The organism is Romboutsia sp. CE17 (assembly GCF_012317385.1).
Lineage (GTDB): Bacteria > Bacillota > Clostridia > Peptostreptococcales > Peptostreptococcaceae > Romboutsia_E.
The window spans coordinates 745,095-764,892 of sequence record NZ_CP051144.1; the positions used below are offsets into that span (position 1 = coordinate 745,095).

Sequence of the window (19,798 nt, forward strand, 5' to 3'; positions counted from 1 at the left end):
TAAATTTATAAATAAGAAAATTCTAAAGTTAATATTACATAGCTTCTTTTAAGTTAGAATTTTGCATATTTTCGATTCTTTTTTTGTTTAACTTACTCATTCCTATAGATGCAACTATTAATGAAGCATAACATATTCCTATGAATACTAATATAGTTGTCCAAGCAGCTCCGTAACCAGCTTTATCAACTAATAAAGCGAATACTGAAGAACCTGCTGCGAATCCTACAGCGAAGAATATTTGAACAACACCAAGTATAGCACCGAATTCTTTTTTGCCGAAGAATGAACCTGTTAGTAAAGATGGTCCCATCATGTATGCAAAAACAGATAATCCTTTTAGTGCAGCGAATACTTGTGCAAGTATAGGCATTTGACCAGAGAATATTAATGCTAAACAAGATGCAGCAGCTAATACTGCAGCAACCATAAGTCCTTTAGTAATACCTAATTTATCAAATATTATACCACCAAATAAGTTTCCGCCTAATGAACATAAAGCAAATATAGAACCAACCATACCAACTATCATAGGATCTAATTTTAAGTGTAACTTTAAGTAAGCTGGATATTGAACTGCTAATGCAGAAACGTACATTCCTAAGAAGAATAATCCTAGGGCAAATACCCAGAAGAATTTTAAGCTCTTAGCTTCTTTTAAAGAATATCCCCAATCTACATCGTTAGACTCAGCTTTAGCTTTAACTTCACCTTCTTTTTTCTTACCCTTAACTATTTCAGAACTATCTTTAGGCATTCTTAAGAATAATAATGTAACAGGTATACCAACAGCTAATGAAAGTAAACCAAACATTAAGTAAGATTTAGATGCACCATTATTAGCTAACGAGAAAGCTGTCATTTGTTGAAGGAATATATTACCTATAGAACCACCTGCAAATGCAAGACCCATAGCTTTTCCTTTTGATAACTCATCAAACCACCCATTTATAAGTAGAGGTACACCTATTGAAGATATTGCAGCTGTACCAACTTGAACAACGCCAGCAACTAAATAGAATTGCCATAACTCTTTACACATAGAGAATGCTAAGAATCCTCCACCTGAAAGAATTGTTCCTAATAAATACATTGTTTTTAGGTTTATCTTGTTATACATCATTCCTATAAATGGAGATGCTATTGCAGATACAACAGTACCTAATGTAAATATTAGCGAAAATCCAGCTAGTGTAAATCCATTTTCTTCTACAACGTAACTTACGAACTGTGGCTGTATGTTAGATGCAACACCAAATGGAATTGCCTGTATAAGCATACACGCAACTACTATAAGCCACCCTGTAGCGAATTTTGACTTTTTGTCTTTGTTTAAAGTAGTCATTTTATAAGTTCTCCTTTTATTTAATTGTTTAGTATGAATTAAACCTTATTAATCTTATTAAAATAAGATTAATAAGCAACTTAAATATTAACATGGATAAAACTGAAAAAATAATCTTGATTTTGCATGAGTTGGACTTGATTTGAAAAAAATAACAAAAAAATTCAATATATTCAAGAAAGTATCAAACAAAAAATACCATATACTTAGAATATGCAATTCTAAGTAAGATATAGTATTATTAATATAAAATAGAGACATATGGAGGAATTCAAATGAAAAATATGACATTTGGACAGTTATTAGAAAAGTTATTGTATTTATCAAATCAAAAGAAAAGTACTCTAGCTAAATCATTAGGATATGATATTTCATATATTAGCAAATGGATTAATGGTAAAAATTTACCAACTCAAAAAAGTATATCAAATATATGTAAATCTACAGCTGAGTTTATAGTTAACTCTCTTACATCTACTTCAATGCAAGATCTTAAAAATTATTTTGAAATAGATGCAAACATAAATAATGATGAGGTTTTAATACAGTACTTAGAAGAAAACTTAAAAGAATCATATATGGAGACAGCACAAAAAAGCTTACCTAATATATATAAAAGTACTCATTGGGAAGATAATTACAATGGTATGATTCATATTAATCCTAGATTGAGAAAGCAATATTTATCGAAGGATTTTGAATCATTTATAACTAAATGCAATGATTTAGATATGATAATATGTGCAAATTTATATAAAATAAATCCAAATGATAAAATGTCAATAGCACTTATGAAGTCAGAATTAGCTCAGCTAGAAGATCAAAGTAAAGTGAAAATAAAGTTAATAATAGGATTTGAAGGTAATGAAGATGATATAATAATTAATACTATTTTAATAATAAATATGATAGCACTGCATGCGTGCATGGACTTTGAAGTTTATAATTGTAATATAGATTCAAATTCTATTGTAGCAGTTATAAAAAATAGGATTTTTCATAGTGCAGTTTATACAAGAGATAAGAGATGTTTGTTTACAAGTATGTCAAAGGAAAAGAAAACTATAGACGAAATGTATTACAACCTAGAGGAGTTATTCAAAAATCAAGGGAAATTACTAGTTAAAAAAGCAAGTTCTATAGATTTAATAAAAGAAAAGATCTACATACAGTATATTATGGGACAGGATTTGAGATGGCTAATCGGAGCTATGAACGAGTTGCTTATGCCTTTTGACTTATTTGAAGAAGTTTCTAAAACTGTATTTGGTGATAATGTAGAGTTATTAGATGAATTAAAAAATATAAATATGTTTTTACAAAGTGTAACCTATTCATCAAAACTGAAGGTTTTAATTTATGCATCAGAGCTAAAGAGATATATATCATCAGGAGAACTTAATTTCTTTAATAATCCTGTTACTTTAACCTTTGAGCAAAGAGAAAGACATTTAAAATATATTGAAAAACTAATATTAGAATCAGATGTTGTTGAATTAAAATTATTAGACGGTAGTTTTGTAGATGACTTTAAGGATAGTGCAGATCCATCGTTATATTTATCAAAAAGTTTAAAATTAATACCTATACATCCTGAAAATAATAAAAATGATTATGCAATCTTAAATGATCATGAGTTTAAAAATATTTGTGATAAATTTTTTGATGATGTATGGGAAAATAGAAAAGATATAGTTATTGATGACAAAGAAGAAATATTAGAAAGACTACAAAAAGCTTTAGTTTACTCAAAAATTATAAGTGGCAATTTTAAAACAAATTTAAATTAGAACTAATATGAATTATTCAAGATGTATTTGAATTTATTGAAAGTATTTGATGATATATATTATTAATCCATTGACTTATTTTTATAAAATATATAATCTATAATTGTACTTTAAATATAGATACAATCACAAAGGAGACAGAATAATGGATAGAAAAATTTATTTTAATGGAAATATTATTACCGTAGATAAAGAAGAATCTGTAAAAGAAGCTATCTTAATTGAAAACGGTTTAATAAAAGCGTTAGGGACTAATGAAGAAATACTTTCTAAATGTGATGAATCAACTGAAAAGGTAGACCTTTGTGGTAAAACTATACTTCCAGGATTTATAGATCCACATGGGCATGTAGTAGCAACAGCTCAAACTTTAATGATTGTAACTTTATCTGATGTTACATCAAGAGAAGAGTTAGTTGAAAGGTTAAAGAAAGAATTAAATGAAAATCCACCACAAGGTGATAAGTGGTTAATAGGATTTGGATATGATAATACTAAATTTGAAGATGGTCAACATCCTACTAAATTTGACTTAGATTCAGTAAGCAAAGAAGTACCTATAACAGTTTCGCATGCATCTGGACACTTAGCATGTGTTAATTCTAAGGCATTAGAGTTATATGGATATGTTGGTGATGATTATGTAGTTCCAGAAGGTGGAGTAGTAAGAACTGTATCTCCAGACTCTAAAGAACCAAATGGAGTGCTAGAGGAAAATGCTATATTAGATAGTGAAAAGAAGAAAGTTGTAATATCTCCAGGATTTGAAGATGTTTTAAGAGCTGTTGAAAGAGTACAAAAGGTATACGCATCTTTAGGGATAACTACTACTCAAGATGCATCTGTTGAATTATCAAATGGGTATACTCATATACTAGATACTTGTGCTAATACTGGAAAGTTAATTATAGATATAGTTGGTTTAGCAACTCAACCTGTAACAACTCAATTAATGACAAATGAAGGAACTCCAAAAAGAGAGTATAAGAATCATTATAAATTAGCTGGAGGAAAAACTTGGCTAGATGGTTCACCTCAAGGATTTACAGCATGGTTAAGCAAACCATATCATGTTGTTCCAGAAGGATTTGATTCTGATTATTGTGGATATGGAACTCAAAGCGATGAAGTTGTTACTCAATATTTTGTAGATTGCATAAATTTAAATATACAAGTTCATACTCATGTAAATGGAGATGAAGCATGTGCTCAATTCTTAAGATGTTATAAAAAAGCTTTAGAAATAACAGGAAGCAAAGCTGATTTAAGACCAGTAATGGTTCACTGTCAAGCATTAAGAAAAGATCAATTAAAAGATGTAAAAGAAATAGGTGCTATACCTACATTCTTTAATGATCATGTAAGATTCTGGGGTGATTTACATCATGATGAAGTATTTGGTCCTGAAAGAGCACAAAATATATCTCCAATTGGCTGGGCATTAGAAGAAGGTATAAAATTTACTTTACATCAAGACCCACCAGTTAAATTCCCTAATCAAATATTAGGTATACATAATGCAGTAAATAGAAAAACAGAATCAGGTAGGGTTTTAGGAGAACATCAAAGAATACCTGTAATAGAAGCAATAAAGGCAGTTACTATAAATGGTGCTTATCAATACTTTGAAGAAGATATAAAAGGATCTCTAGAAGTTGGTAAATTAGCAGATTTAGTTATAGTTGATAAAAACCCTTTAACTATACCTGTTGAAGAGTTAGAAACTATTCAAGTTTTAGAAACTATAAAAGAAGGTAAAACAATATTTAAGAAGTAAACTAAAAATTATTAAAATATCAAATTAGATTAATATATAATTATATATTGAAAATGGCTATTTCTAATTTAGAAATAGCCATTTAGTTATTTATAATATTTATTTAGTTATTTAAATTTATTTGTTTAGAATCTATGAATTCAACAATGTATATTTTAAGAACTCCCATAATTGGAACTGATAAAATCATACCTGGAATTCCGAAGAATCCACCACCTATAGTAACTGCTAGTATTGTTAAAAATGGACTAAGTCCAAGTTGACCACCAACAATCTTAGGTTCAATAATAGCCACCTCTAATTGCTGAACTAATATTAGATATATTAGAGAGAATAAAGCTATTTTAGGACTGTAGAATAGATTTATTATAACTACAGGTGCCATACCTATTACAGGTCCAAAGTACGGTATTAAATTCATAAAACCAACTAAAGTACCGAATAATAATGCATATTTAGATCCTACAAAATAAAGACCTATAGCAGATAAAATACCAACTATAGCAGAGTCTAGTATCTTACCAGAGAAATATTTACCTATATTAGAGTTTAAAGTACTGCACACATCTAAAGTAAATTTACCAAATTTTTCACCTAGCAAAATATAAACTAACTTTTTAGAAAATGTTATAAAGCTTTCTTTTTCTAACAAAATATAGAAGCATATTATGAAGGCAAGTCCAAGTTGAACTATAAATTTACCTATTGAAAATGTAGTGTTAAATATATTTCCAATATATCCTATAAATATATTACTAAATTCAGGCATAGCGGCCATTGTTTTGTTAGCAACATCTTTTAAAGTATTAGGGTCTACATGTTTTAAGCTCTCTACAAAACTAATTAAAAACTCTTGAGTTTGAGTTGCATATACTGGTAATTGATTTACTATATCAGCTAAGCTACTAACAATAGAGGGCACTGTAAAAAGGATAGATGCTCCTAAAAGTAATACAAAAAATCCATATGTAATAAATAATGAAAAAATTCTTTTAATCTTTAGTTTTTTTTCTAATAAGTTAACAATTGGATTTAGTATATATGCCAATATAAATGCTATTACAAATGGTGTAAGCAATGATAAAAGTAAAGTAATTACATCAAAAAAGTAATTGTAGTTATCAATGAGCTTTATAAGAATATAAGAAACAACTACTGTCAATACAATATTAAAATAAATCTTTTTATCTTTCAAAATAACACATCCTTTTTAGTTTTAGTCATATATACTTACTTCATATCAATATAATTAATAGTAGTATTATACAATAAATTTATTATAGATACACATATATTTAATAAATTTTAACAAATTTTAGAAAACCTCAATAATATGTATAAGTATATATAAAGTTAAAATAGAATATTTGGAGGTGAATATCATCGAGTATGAAGTAGTAGTTAAGTATAATGGTGATATATTAGCATTAGAGGATGAATTAGGAGTGAGTGTAGAAATTTTAAGTCCTGTATATGCAATAATAACTACTGATGACGAAAATAAGATTAGAAACTTACTTTCATATTCTCAAATTGAGTATGTAGAAAAGCCGTTTATATTAGAAACACAAGATACTCAAAGTTTTTCAAGTACAGGAATAACATCTTTTAAAAATAGAAGTGGATTAACAGGTAAAGGAACCTTGTTAGGCCTAATAGATTCGGGAATAGACTATACATTACCTGTTTTTAAAGATAGTAATGGAAGGTCTAAGATACTTTACTATTGGATACAAGACATACCAGGCAATCCACCAGATGGATTTAAAGAGGGAACATTATATACTAATGAAGATATAAATAATGCAATGGAAAATAAAAGTATACCGATATCACTAACTAACTTTCATGGAACACACGTTGCTAGTATTGCAGCTCAAATTGCAAATGAAGCCAATTTAATAGTTGTTAAAGTAGGAAGTAGAACTGTAGACAATTATTCAAGAAGTACAGAATTTATGAGAGCTATAAAATTTATACTAGACAAAGCTTTAGAGTTAAAAATGCCTGTATCTATAAATATTAGTTATGGTAGTAATGAGGGTTCTCATAGAGGTTTATCTTTATTTGAACAGTATATAGACGATATGTGTTTGTTTTGGAAAAATAATATATCAGTAGCTGCTGGAAATAACAGAGATAAAGGCGGACATAAAAATATAAAGCTCGAAAATAGAACAGAAGAGGTTGAGTTTACTATAGGGGAAAATGAAAGAATAATAAATATAAACATATGGCCGAACTTTGCAGATGATTTTAATGTTTACTTGGTGAACCCATCAAACCAAAAAACTCAAGCTATTTCTTTGACTTCAGGAGAAATAAGGAACTCTATAGGTAGTACAAGGATAAAGGGATACTTTTTTCCTATAGCTCCATACTCTATACAAAGAAGAATTACATTTCAATTAACAACCGACACTTATATCACTCCAGGAATCTGGAAGATAGTTTTTATTCCGATACAAATAGTTGAAGGTAATATAGATATATATTTACCTACATCTGAAGGTCTAAGTAGGGACACTAGATTCTTAGAACCAACTACTGAGCTTACCGTTACTGTACCTGGTACTTCTAGAAGAGTTATTACCGTAGGAAGTTATAATTCAAGAACAGATATTGCATCTGTTTTTTCAGGAGAAGGGGATTATAGACGATGTGCATTAAAGCCAGATATATTAGCACCAGGAGAAGATATATTATCTTATCTTCCAGGGGGAAATGAAGGTGCACTAACGGGAACTAGTATGGCGACTCCGCATGTAAGTGGTGTATGCTCACTACTTATGCAGTGGGGGGTTGTAGATGGTAATGATCCATATATGTATTCAGCGAAAATAAAAGCTTATCTTCTCAAATCTGCAAAAAGATCAGAATACATAAGTTATCCAGATAACTTACGAGGATACGGTTTACTAGATCTAGCTACATTAGAACTGGATCAAATGGCAAATATGAATAATGAATTAGAATTTATTAGGAAAAAAAGAAAAAAGAAAAAATATAATGACAGTTTTGATAGAAGTATAAATTATTCTAGAGCTCCACTAAACCTAAATGGAATGAATGTAGAATTTACAAATGGATTTGAAGAAGAACTAAAAAAAGTAGCTCCAGAAGACGAGTTTTATAAATTAAGTGAAAATTTTGGTGTAGTATACTTTAATAATATTACAGCAGAAAAAATTAGAGCAATAGGATCAATTTCTCAAATAGTTAGAGTAGAACCTTTAATTAGGCTTGATTTATTCGGAAAAATATCTCAAGGAACTACAAATGGAGTTAATGCAAATGAAGAAATTGGAGTTAATTTTTTTAAAAACAATCCTAACTTAACGCTAAGCGGTAAAGGAGTTCTTATAGCTATAATAGCATCAGGTATAGATTACTTGCATCCAGATTTTATATATCCAGATGGAACGTCTAAAATAGTTTATTTATGGGATCAAACAAAAGACGGAAGCCCTCCAAATGGATATAATATAGGAACAGAATATACTAGAGATCAAATAAATGAAGCAATATCAAACAACGACTCTACTTTATCAAGTGATGATGAAGGGTATGGAACAATTTTATCTGGAATATGTGCAGGGCTTGGTAATGTAAATAAAGATTATGCGGGTGTTGCAGAAGATGCTGAACTTATAGTTGTAAAATTAGGAAAAATAAATGGTTATTATAATAATGCTATGAGTTATATTGCAGGTCAATATGCATATGAAAAAGCTTTTAATTTAAATAGACCATTAATAATAAACGAGTATACTGGTTCAAATAGCTTGGTTGGTATTACGACAAGAAATCTAACTAATCTAGCTTTTTATATTAGAGGACTTTGTATAATATCGGCAGCAGGAGATGAAGGAAATACTCAAACTCATACTAGTGGAAAACTATTAAATAAAGGTTATATAAAGGAGTTAGAACTTGAAATAACTGATGAAGAAGAATATATTGATATAGAAATATGGATGAATAGACCGGATACAGCTAGAGTTTCTATTATAAGTCCTACTGGAGAAATAAGCAAAGAGTTAGAAGTTAGTGATTTTAATATTATTACCGGTAAATTTGACTTAGAAGATACTTTATATTCAATAACATATGTATATCCAACCACTTTCTCTGGACAGCAGCAAACTATAGTAAATTTAATAAATGTCAAAAGAGGCATATGGAAAATTAGGTTAACTGGGGATTATATAACTAATGGAATATACAATGCATATTTGCCGAATAGAGAATTTTTAAACCCAGATACTAAGTTTAGAAATTCAAATCCATCAAGTACTATAAACTATCCTGCAACATACAATGATACTATAACAGTAGGAGCTTATGATAGTATAAATAGAAGTTTATGGCCAGGTTCTTCTAGAGGACCGACAATACAGGAATCATTAAAGCCTGACTTTATAGCTCCAGGTGTAAATATTATAGGTCCATATCCTGGAGGTGGTTATGGAATGATAACAGGTACGTCTCCTAGTGTAAGCTATACAGCTGGATGTGCAGCAATATTCATAGAATACTTACTTGTAGATAACAACTATCCTAATAAAGTATTTGTCCAAAAGCTAAGAACATTATTCAGAGTAGGAGCAGTAAGAGAAGAAGATCAAGAGTATCCAAATAATAACTCTGGGTATGGGGTACTAAATATAAAAAATACATTTGATATATTTAGATAAGGAGAGTATTTATGGAAAAATCTTATTCTATAATTTATCAAGGAGATATTATTAAAGCATTAGAGGAAAATGGAATAAATAGGTATATGATTCTAAATGGTCAATTGGCAGTAATTTATGTAGATGAAAATTTTGATGAAAATACACTAGAAAGTATAAGTGAAATAACTTGGGTTCAAGAGGCCCAACCTATGAGTTCACTAATACAAATTCAAGATGGAGTAGAAAATGGAGAAACAGTAACCGATGCATCAGGTACTGACTATATTGAAAATAGTCCATATCTATCTATTGGAGGAGAAGGTTCAATTATAGCGATAATAGATTCTGGAATTGATTATATGCATCCTGATTTTATTAATGAGGATAATACTAGTAAAATAATTTCAATTTGGGATCAAGATGGAAATACAAATCCACCACCAGAAGGTATGATATTTGGAAGTGAATATACTCGCCAAGATATAAATAATGCAATATCAAATAATGACTCTAGTTTAACTAAAGATGATATAGGAACAGGGACTATTGCAGCTGGAATAGCATCAGGTGGAGGTGCTTTAAATCCATTATATAAAGGCGTGGCACCCAAGAGTGAATTAGTTGTAGTAAAATTAAAATCATATGAAGGAACATATGAGAATGGAAAGATAAATTATTTAAATACTGACTTTTTAGCAGCTATTAAATATGTATTAGATATATCAAAAAGAGAGAATAAAAACACTATTATAAATTTAACAATAGCAGAGAGGTCTAGATCAATTATACTTACAAATTTATTAGATACTTTTCCATATTTAAATTCTTCAGGAGTTATATTAGTAAGTGGAGCAGGTAATGAAGGAAATACAAATATACATTATGAAGGAACATTTAGTGATGATTCATCTGAGCCTATAGATATAACACTTGAAGTGGGAGAACAAAATTCTCTTGATATTACAATATGCCCCAATGGTCCAGGAAGACTGGGGGTGGAGATTATATCCCCTACTGGAGAAGTAAGTTACAACGTTCAGTATTCTCCAGATGAGGAAGTGTATAAAGGAAAGTTTAATTTGGAAAATTCACCATATTTAATTAAGCTTACTTACCCATGGATACTTTCAGGAAATGAAGAAATATATATAAAAATATTTAATATAAGACCAGGAATTGGTACCATAAGAGTATTTCCAGAATTTTTTGCAAAAGGTGAATTTGATTTATATTTACCGAATGGAAACTTAATACCAAATAATACTAGATTTTTAGATCCTAATTCTTACTCAACGATAACTTTATATGGAGCTACAGAGAATGTTATTACTGTTGGTGCATTTAATGATAAAACTAACGGTATGTGGATAGGGTCTTCTAAAGGTCCTATGAAATCTAATATTGTCATAAAACCAGATATTGTTGCTCCGGGTGTAGATATTATTTCTCCGTTTATAAATAGTACTTATATTAAGTCAACAGGAACAGGGGTTAGTTCTTCTTTAACCAGTGGTGTTTTAGCTTTAATTATGGAATATATTAGTACCCTAGGAACTTATCAAAGAAAATTATTATTTACAAAAGTATTAAAAACATACTTAATGCTTGGAGCAACTAAAAATCCAATTTACACTTATCCAAACAGCTCTCAAGGATATGGTGTTTTAAATTTAAGAGACACCATAGTTGCTATAGCAAATAATATTTAATATATTAAAAATTAGTAAAATTTTAACTATATATATATTTTGATATCATGAATTGTAGTGAAAAAAATGCAGACAATAAATAAAAAGACAACAAGAGGTGATAATTTTGCTACAAAATCGTACTACTGCATTAAATGGGGAGAATAATAGAAGACTAAACTTAAAATTAGCTGTTGATCAAGGATTAAATGCTCCTATATCAGAGGCAGATCAAATAATGCCACACAGTAATGTAACTATTCCATCTGAAGAAAATGTTATTCACGCAAAAGATTGGGTAGATAATGGAAGTCAAACTTGATTTAAATAAAAATAAATGGTTATCTAGTTTAAGATAGCCATTTATTTTTATTGTATTTACTCTGATGGTACTAAAATATAATCACCAGATTGAATATTATAGTTATCAGATATAATATTTTCATTTTCCTTATATACAACTTTCCTAAAGTCATCTAATTCACTACTTGAAATATTATAATTATATTTCTTTATTATATCGTCTATAGTTTCACCAGAAGAAACAAGATGTTTTGTAAGAGTACGATTATTCATAACTTTTTTATAGGTTTTTTCATATGGAATACTAGCTAACTCTTTGACTAAAGGTATATTTTCTTTAGCATAATTAAAAGACCTATCTAAACATGTTATATAATTATAAAATCCATCTCTCATAACTTGAGAAAAAGATTTACTATCTTCTACACTTGGAGATATAAAAAAAAGTACTAATAAAAAAGTTAATAAATATTTCAAAATAATCACCTCTAATAAGGAATTATTGACTAAATTTAATAAATTTAAAACTAAAAAATACTAAAAGTAAAATATAATTTTTTATATAAACTAATAACAAAAAAACTTATAGCTATATGCTATAAGTTTTCTTTATTTAAGGATTAATTGTTGCTGGCAATGTGATTATAAACTCACTACCTTTACCTAATTGACTATTTACAGATATTCTTCCATTGTGAAGCTCAATTAAATGCTTTGTAATAGTTAATCCTAAACCACTACCACCTTTGACTTCTGATGTAGAGTCTATGACTTGATTAAATTTATCGAAGATAGTAGATAAATTTTCTTTACTAATTCCAATGCCTGTATCTTTAACACTAATCTCAACAGTATCACCAAAGTCACTTATAAATACATCAATTCTACCGCCAGGAGGTGTAAATTTAACTGCATTCCCTATTAAATTTACTATACATCTTTCTATTTCATATTTATCACATTCGATTATTTTTTCTTCAACCATAGTATCTATGGTAAATTCGATACCTTTACTTTCTATATAATCTTTTAGACCAAGTATAGTCTCTTCAACTATATAAATGATATCTTCTTTTTCTTTAATTATAACATAGCTATTACTTTGAAGTTTACTAGTATCAATAATATTATTAATAATTTTTAAAAGTCTATTACAATTTCGACTCATTATGTCTATATAATATTCTAATCTATCTGGATTTAATTCTTTCCTTTTATTAAAATCTCTTATAAGCTGACCCGTTCCGTTAATAACATTCAATGGTGTTCTTAATTCATGAGATAAATTAACAAAGTAGTTATTTTTATTTTTTTCTAGAGTTATTAATTTATCAAATAATTTTTCATTTTTTTTCATTTCATATCTAAGTTCTTTTGTTTTGTTTTCTACCAGTCTATCTAATCTCCTAACTTTATTAGCATTTAAATAAACTGCAATTAGTATTAATAATATGTAAGTAAAAATGGCTATATTACTTTTCCAAAAAGGTGGTTTAATAGTAAATGATATATTACTTTCTGGACCCATTATACCATTGTAGCTTAAAGCCTTGACTTTAAATGTATATTCCCCAGGAGATAAATTTGCATAAATTATCTTGTTAGTATGAGATAAAATCCAGTTTTCATCAGACCCTTCTAACTTGTAATAATATTGTATACCATTAACATTTTTATAGTCATCTACGAAGAAACTTAAAGAAATATTGTTTTCGCTAGATTCAAACTTATGATTAGAAATATCACTATACTGAAGACCTTTTACTTGAAAGTTATCGAATATTACTTTAGGTGTAAACTTCGAAACACTTATATTTTCTGGTCTAAACATATTAAATCCGTTTATACCACCAAAATAAAAATCTCCATCTTTGCTTTTAAAATAAGCTTTTCCATTAAATTCATTACTTTGAAGTCCATCTATTACTGTAAAGTTTTCAAAAATCTTAGTTTTAGTATTAAATTTTGAAATACCAGAATTAGTACTCATCCAAATATTATCTTCTGAGTCTACTAATATACCATAGATATTATTATTAGGAAGACCATCATTAGTTGTATAATGAGTAAAGGTATTATTTTTTTTATTTAGTATATTTAGCCCATGGCTTGTTCCCACTAATATATTACCAAACATATCTTCTGTGACAGTTCTTATTGAGTTATTTGTTATACTATTATCATCATTTTCAATATGTTTGTAAACTTGAATTTTATTATAAGTAGGATTGATTTCAATTAGACCTCCATCCAGAAAACATCCAATATAATAATTACCAGCTTTACTTTCATAAATTTCTTTTATAAATAAATCATTTACAGAATACTTTTCAAGGATGTTAGTTATATTTATTATTTCTTTTGAATCTAAATTCATAATTGCTAATCCTCTATTTGTACCAATCCATAAATAATTTTTACTATCAACAAATAAAGACTTTATAGAACTAGAAGGTAGTCCATCATCAGAAGTAAAATTAATAATCTCTTTAGATATTCTATTTACAATGGCTAATCCATTAGCTGTTCCTATATATATTTCATCATTATAACCTGTTAAGTCATTTATAGAGTCATCACATATACTTGAATTTTGGGTAGTTAAAAAATATATATTGTTATTTTTTTTATTAATTATATTCACACCAGCCAAACTTGTACCAGCCCATATATATCCATCATCATCTTCGTAGAGGCCATGAATAATACTATAGCTTAAAGAGTTTTTATTAAATGGATCTGACTTATAATGTTTAAACTCACTGCTAGGATCAAATATTGATATACCTTTGTATGTTCCTATCCAAATTAAACCACCTTTATCTTCAATAAGGCAGTAGGTTTTATTGTCAATAAGGCTATTTTGGTCGTAAATTTTATTTTGATAATTTATAAAAGTATCATTAGATTCATTTAATTTTGATAAACCACTATGAGTATTAATCCATAGACTTCCTTTTGAGTCTCTAATTATGTCTCTAACAGTATTATTAGGCAATGAATCAATAGAGTCATTATTTGTATATATTTTAAAATCATAAGTAGTAGGATTTAGCCTAATAAGTCCAGAACCAAGTGTTGCAATCCATAGTTTATCACTACCATCGCTATATAATCTATATACTGGATAATCTTCAATAGTATCTATTTCTCTATTTGAAAATTCTTTCACTTTATTAAAGTGTTTATCTAATTTAACTAATCCAGAATCTGTACCCAACCAAATATTACCGTAATAATCTTCTTCTATAGAATGAATATACTGGCTAGGCAAGTCATTTTTGTTAGCTAAAATTCTTGTAAAAGAATCAGTACTTCTATTATATAAGTTTAATCCATTTGATGTAGAAACTAATATATTACCAGTAGATGTAACTAAAATTTCACAAATTCGATCATTAGATAAATTACCCTTTGTTGAATCTGATACATAATTTACTATCTCATCATTTTTTGGATTAATTTTATTTAAACCATTAATAGTTGAAACCCAAATATAACCTTCTTTGTCTTCAACAATATCTACAATATAATTACTACTTATTGTATTTTTATCATAAATATCGTTAGTGTATTTTTTGAAACTATATCCATTATATTTGTCAAGGCCATCATTAGTTCCGATCCACATATATCCTTGGCTATCTTGAAATATAGTTTCAACAGTAGATTGAGATAAACCATCTTCAATGGTTAAACTTCGAAAATTTATATTTTCAGGGGAATATGCAAAGGCTAAACTGGAATTTAAAATTATAATAGCTATTGTACAGAATATATTTTTAATAAACTTTTTATTATTTTTCATTAATTCACCTCAAATTTTAAAGCATAAAAGTATCTATATAAAACTATACCAAATAATCAGTTAATAATGAATTATTTTTTGGAGTTTTTTGTCAAAATATGGAAAAATATTTCGGTTTTATATTTTATAATAAAAGAATTGAGGTATTGACTAAAAATTTAGAAGTTGGTATAATCTTCTTACAATATAGAAATAATAAAATTAAAATAATATAATTTTAAAAACAGTGAAGAGAAGAGTAGGTATAAAATGTAGTGTCAGAGAGTTGGGATTAGGTGGAAGCCCAATACGAAGTTTATATTGAAGAACATCTCGGAGTTTCTAACCGAAAGCAATTGCAAGTAGGCCTAGACGGAAGATCCCGTTATGATCATAAGCATTGCTTAACTAAGAGGTCAAAATATTTGACAATTAGGGTGGTACCGCGAAAGTATAACCTTTCGTCCCTTTATATGGGATGAAAGGTTTTTTTATTTATAATTACAAAGGAGGAAATACTAATGCAAAAACAATTTATAACGGTAAAAGAATTATACAGAAACCAAGAAGAATATATTGGTAAAACTGTAAAACTAGCTGGATGGATAAGAACATCTAGAGGATCTAAGAACTTTGGATTTATAGAGTTAAATGATGGAAGTTTCTTCAAAAATATGCAAATAATATTATCAGATGATAAATTAGAAAACTTCAAAGAAATATCAAAGTTACCAATAAGCTCATCTATATTAGTAGAAGGTGAAGTCGTATCTACTGAAGGAGCAAAGCAACCAATAGAAATACATGCAAGTAGTATAGCTGTAGAAGGATTATCAGATAGTTCATATCCATTACAAAAGAAAAGACATACTCTTGAGTATTTAAGAACTATAGCTCACTTAAGACCGAGAAGTAATACATTCTCAGCGGTGTTTAGAGTAAGAAGTTTAACAGCATATGCTATACATAAATTTTTCCAAGAAAGAAACTTCGTATATGCACATTCTCCAATTATAACAGGAAGTGACTGTGAAGGTGCAGGAGAAATGTTTAGATTAACAACAATGGATCTAAATAATATACCTAAAACTGAAGATGGGAATATAGATTATTCAAAGGATTTCTTTGGAAAAGAAGCAAACTTAACAGTTAGTGGTCAATTAAATGCAGAAATAATGGCATTAGCATTTAGAAATGTTTATACTTTTGGTCCAACATTCAGAGCTGAAAACTCATTTACACAAAGACATGCATCTGAGTTCTGGATGATAGAGCCAGAAATAGCATTTGGTGATTTAGAAGATGATATGGAACTTGCTGAGGACATGATAAAATATATAATAAGCTATGTTATGGAAAATGCTCCAGAAGAAATGGAATTCTTTAATAGCTTCATAGATAAAGGTTTATTTGAAAGATTAAATAATGTACTTAACTCATCATTTAAGAGAATAACTTATACAGAAGCTGTTGATATATTACAAAAATCAGGAGTAGAGTTTGAGTATCCAGTTACTTGGGGAGATGATTTACAAACTGAGCATGAAAGATATATAACAGAACAAGTATTTAATGCACCAGTATTCGTAACAGATTATCCAAAGGATATAAAGGCGTTCTATATGAGAATGAATGAAGATGGAAAAACTGTAAGAGCTATGGACTTATTAGTTCCTGGAGTTGGTGAAATAGTTGGTGGATCTCAAAGAGAAGAAAGAGAAGATGTATTATTACAAAGAATTCAAGAAATGGGATTAAAAGAGGAGGACTACTGGTGGTACTTAGAGCTTAGAAAGTACGGAACAGCTACTCACTCTGGATTTGGTTTAGGTTTTGAGAGAATGATAATGTACTTAACTGGAATGTCTAATATAAGAGACGTAATACCATTCCCACGTACACCAAGAAATGCAGAATTCTAATTTAATATAAAATAAGGGCTTATCTCAAAAGAGAGGCCCTTATTTTATATTAATGGACAATAAACTACTTAGTTTGCAGATAATTAAGCTTAAATTTAGAGAGATAGGGTATATATTTAAATAATTAAATATATATTTGGTAGAGGTGAATTATGAGTTATACTAATATAGATAAATTCGAATTAAAAGAACTTTTAAATAGTAATGAAGAGTTTTTACTTTTAGATATAAGAACTAAAGAAGAATTTCATGAAAATAAAATAGAAGGAGCTATAAATATACCGCTTCAAGAGTTACTTTTTAATGTAGACGAATTAGAAGAATATAGAGGAAGTAAAATAGTTGTATATTGCAGAAGCGGTCATAGAAGTATTACAGCATGCAATATACTTTCTATGGAAGGTTTTGATGAGTTATATAATTTAGAAAAGGGTATAATAGATTATGTAATCTAGAAAAATAAAAAATACTTAATTATAGTTTGAGTTAAGCTATAGTTAAGTATTTTTTTGTATAATGGATATAAATATATTATAATCATTTGAGTATAAAGATTAATATGTAATGGAGGAAAAATATGGATAATACTGGGTTTAATAACATTAATGAAGAATATGAAAACTATTCTAGAACTAATGGTAATATTAGATCTTCCTTATTAAATAGGAATATTAAAATAAAGAAATTATCAGGAGATACTTGTCCTAAATGTAATAATAAGATAAGTAAAGTTGATAGTTATTGTAGATTATGTGGTTATAATCTACAAGAAGTATATGTAAATAATAGCTCATTTTCTAAAGTGAGTAATTGGAGTTTTAGAGAAGTTTTAACCTATTTAAATATGCCTAAGACCTTTACAACTGGATTAGTGTCTGTTTTATTTTTATTTTTAATATCTTTATTACTAAAAGTTGTTGTAGTTAATTATATTCCAGATATAGCAGACATTCTTAATCCTATACATATAATATTAGGATTGAATTTAGGTTCTTTAAATATTTACTCATCCACAATGATGGGATGGGGAGGTGTAGAGGTTAAATTAGGTATAATTGCTTTATACATACTACCATTAGTAGCACTAACTATATCAAATTTAATATTTATTAAAAAATATACTAAGGATTCAGATTCTGCGTTTAGAAATTCTTTAGGTGTGGGAGTTTCATATGGAGTAATATTGTTTACTTTAGCTTTACTTAGTAAGACTAGATTTAGTTACTCTTATAATATGAGTCAATATGGATATATAGTTCAATTTAATTTTGCGGCGTTTAGTATGTTATTAAAAGGTATATTAATTGGTTTTCTATCAACATATATGCTGATTTATAAAAGTGAATATGAAGATGAAAATATGTATCTAGGTATCTTAAAAAGGGCTATAAATATTATCATTATAGGTTATATTACTACTTTAATAATATTAGCTATACTGACTTTTGCAGATAAAAGTTATTTATATAACTTAGGTATATCAAGTTATACAGAAAACTCTAATTTATGGATAAAGCTAAGTCAACTAGCAGCATATATGTGGGCTTTTGGAAACTTTATACCAGTAAATATAGCAAGTAAAGATTTATCATTAGCTAATATTTTTAATTCTAATTTATACTTAACTACTATATTGTTGTTAGTTGCAATGATTTTCTTATCAGCTTTAGTTATTATAGTATGTGCATGTAAATTAGAGGCTAAATATGGAAGAAGCAAAGGGTTAAAACCCGTAATATTATTAAGTTCTTTTTATGCGATTTTGATGGGTATATTATCAATATTTACTAGTGTATCATTAGGAGGAGGCCTTGATATACTTAGTTTAAGTAATTATAGTACATCCTTAACTATGGGATTCTCATTACTAAGCTCTATAGTGATTTCATTTATATACTGTTTCTTAGTATCTTTATTAGGATACAAGTTAAATATATTTAACTAATGATGGAGGTAAAAATGGATAAGATATCATTTGAAAAAAAAATAGGAAAACAAAATTTTAAGGAAAAAGCTAATATTAATATTTTAATAAACGAACATGAAGATAAAAAATCTGTTCTACTAACGGAGTTAGGAATATTAACATATAAAAAAATCAGAGAAGGATGTATTTTAGATAAAGATTTTGATGAGATTTCAGATAAGATATTAGAGTGTGATAAAATTATTTATAAGAATATTAAAGAATTAGAAAAAATAAATAATTCTAATAAAGTCATTGAATGTGAATGCGGAAATAAATTAAATAATAATGATAAATTCTGTTCAGTTTGTGGTAAAAATATAGAAGAATTAAAATGTGAAGAGACAATAATTTGTGGAACTTGCAACCTAGAAATAGATATAGACTCTAATTATTGTGTATGCTGTGGCAAAAAGTTAAGATAATATTGGAAAAGGGGCTATCTCAAAAAGAGATATGCTCCTTTTTTATTAACAAAAATAAAATATTTTTAATATATATTTTGTATAAGTGGCATATAATACCATATTAAATTTAATAA

Annotated in this window: 13 protein-coding genes and 1 other annotated feature; of the genes, 9 read left to right on the forward strand and 4 right to left on the reverse strand. The window is 27.9% G+C overall.

Annotation, left to right across the window (positions count from 1 at the left end; all coding sequences use genetic code 11):
• Nucleotides 1-34: 34 nt before the first annotated feature.
• Complete coding sequence (locus HF520_RS03615; protein ID WP_168572727.1) at nucleotides 35-1,345, reverse strand: conjugated bile salt MFS transporter; 1,311 nt, start codon at nucleotides 1,343-1,345, stop codon at nucleotides 35-37.
• A gap of 275 nt (nucleotides 1,346-1,620) precedes the next feature.
• On the opposite strand from HF520_RS03615, the gene HF520_RS03620 reads away from it, so the two are divergent.
• Both HF520_RS03620 and HF520_RS03625 read left to right on the forward strand, forming a co-directional pair.
• On the forward strand, nucleotides 1,621-3,135 hold the full coding sequence (locus tag HF520_RS03620; protein WP_168572728.1) for a hypothetical protein: 1,515 nt from the start codon (nucleotides 1,621-1,623) through the stop codon (nucleotides 3,133-3,135).
• Between the two features lie 145 nt (nucleotides 3,136-3,280).
• Nucleotides 3,281-4,912 (forward strand): amidohydrolase, encoded by a 1,632-nt coding sequence (locus HF520_RS03625; RefSeq protein ID WP_168572729.1) that lies wholly within the window; start codon nucleotides 3,281-3,283, stop codon nucleotides 4,910-4,912.
• A gap of 103 nt (nucleotides 4,913-5,015) precedes the next feature.
• Here the strand turns inward: HF520_RS03625 and HF520_RS03630 are convergent, their stop codons facing one another.
• A complete protein-coding gene (locus tag HF520_RS03630) occupies nucleotides 5,016-6,107 on the reverse strand; it encodes an AI-2E family transporter (protein WP_168572730.1) in 1,092 nt (363 codons plus the stop codon).
• 178 nt (nucleotides 6,108-6,285) lie between these two features.
• On the opposite strand from HF520_RS03630, the gene cspBA reads away from it, so the two are divergent.
• The 3 genes from cspBA to HF520_RS03645 all read left to right on the forward strand — a co-directional run bounded on the left by cspBA (nucleotide 6,286) and on the right by HF520_RS03645 (nucleotide 11,601).
• Nucleotides 6,286-9,609 carry a bifunctional germination protease/germinant receptor pseudoprotease CspBA gene (gene cspBA, locus HF520_RS03635; RefSeq protein WP_168572731.1) on the forward strand — a complete coding sequence of 1,108 codons (3,324 nt, stop codon included), beginning with the start codon at nucleotides 6,286-6,288 and terminating at the stop codon, nucleotides 9,607-9,609.
• 11 nt (nucleotides 9,610-9,620) lie between these two features.
• Nucleotides 9,621-11,300 (forward strand): bile acid germinant receptor pseudoprotease CspC, encoded by a 1,680-nt coding sequence (gene cspC, locus HF520_RS03640; RefSeq protein WP_168572732.1) that lies wholly within the window; start codon nucleotides 9,621-9,623, stop codon nucleotides 11,298-11,300.
• A gap of 106 nt (nucleotides 11,301-11,406) precedes the next feature.
• Nucleotides 11,407-11,601 (forward strand): CDIF630_02480 family spore surface protein, encoded by a 195-nt coding sequence (locus HF520_RS03645; protein WP_168572733.1) that lies wholly within the window; start codon nucleotides 11,407-11,409, stop codon nucleotides 11,599-11,601.
• Nucleotides 11,602-11,657: 56 nt separating this feature from the next.
• Here the strand turns inward: HF520_RS03645 and HF520_RS03650 are convergent, their stop codons facing one another.
• On the reverse strand, nucleotides 11,658-12,059 hold the full coding sequence (locus HF520_RS03650; RefSeq protein ID WP_168572734.1) for a hypothetical protein: 402 nt from the start codon (nucleotides 12,057-12,059) through the stop codon (nucleotides 11,658-11,660).
• 136 nt (nucleotides 12,060-12,195) lie between these two features.
• Nucleotides 12,196-15,390 (reverse strand): ligand-binding sensor domain-containing protein, encoded by a 3,195-nt coding sequence (locus tag HF520_RS03655; RefSeq protein WP_168572735.1) that lies wholly within the window; start codon nucleotides 15,388-15,390, stop codon nucleotides 12,196-12,198.
• 217 nt (nucleotides 15,391-15,607) lie between these two features.
• Nucleotides 15,608-15,841, forward strand: a binding site (T-box leader).
• A 49-nt stretch (nucleotides 15,842-15,890) separates the two neighbouring features.
• Between HF520_RS03655 and asnS the strand changes: the two genes are divergently transcribed.
• From asnS to HF520_RS03675, 4 genes are all read left to right on the forward strand, one after another.
• Nucleotides 15,891-17,291, forward strand: a complete 1,401-nt coding sequence (gene asnS, locus HF520_RS03660) for an asparagine--tRNA ligase (RefSeq protein ID WP_168572736.1) — start codon at nucleotides 15,891-15,893, stop codon at nucleotides 17,289-17,291.
• Between the two features lie 152 nt (nucleotides 17,292-17,443).
• A complete protein-coding gene (locus tag HF520_RS03665) occupies nucleotides 17,444-17,746 on the forward strand; it encodes a rhodanese-like domain-containing protein (protein ID WP_168572737.1) in 303 nt (100 codons plus the stop codon).
• Between the two features lie 122 nt (nucleotides 17,747-17,868).
• Nucleotides 17,869-19,236, forward strand: a complete 1,368-nt coding sequence (locus HF520_RS03670; RefSeq protein ID WP_168572738.1) for a zinc ribbon domain-containing protein — start codon at nucleotides 17,869-17,871, stop codon at nucleotides 19,234-19,236.
• A 14-nt stretch (nucleotides 19,237-19,250) separates the two neighbouring features.
• Complete coding sequence (locus tag HF520_RS03675) at nucleotides 19,251-19,682, forward strand: zinc ribbon domain-containing protein (RefSeq protein WP_168572739.1); 432 nt, start codon at nucleotides 19,251-19,253, stop codon at nucleotides 19,680-19,682.
• The last annotated feature ends 116 nt before the right edge of the window (nucleotides 19,683-19,798 follow it).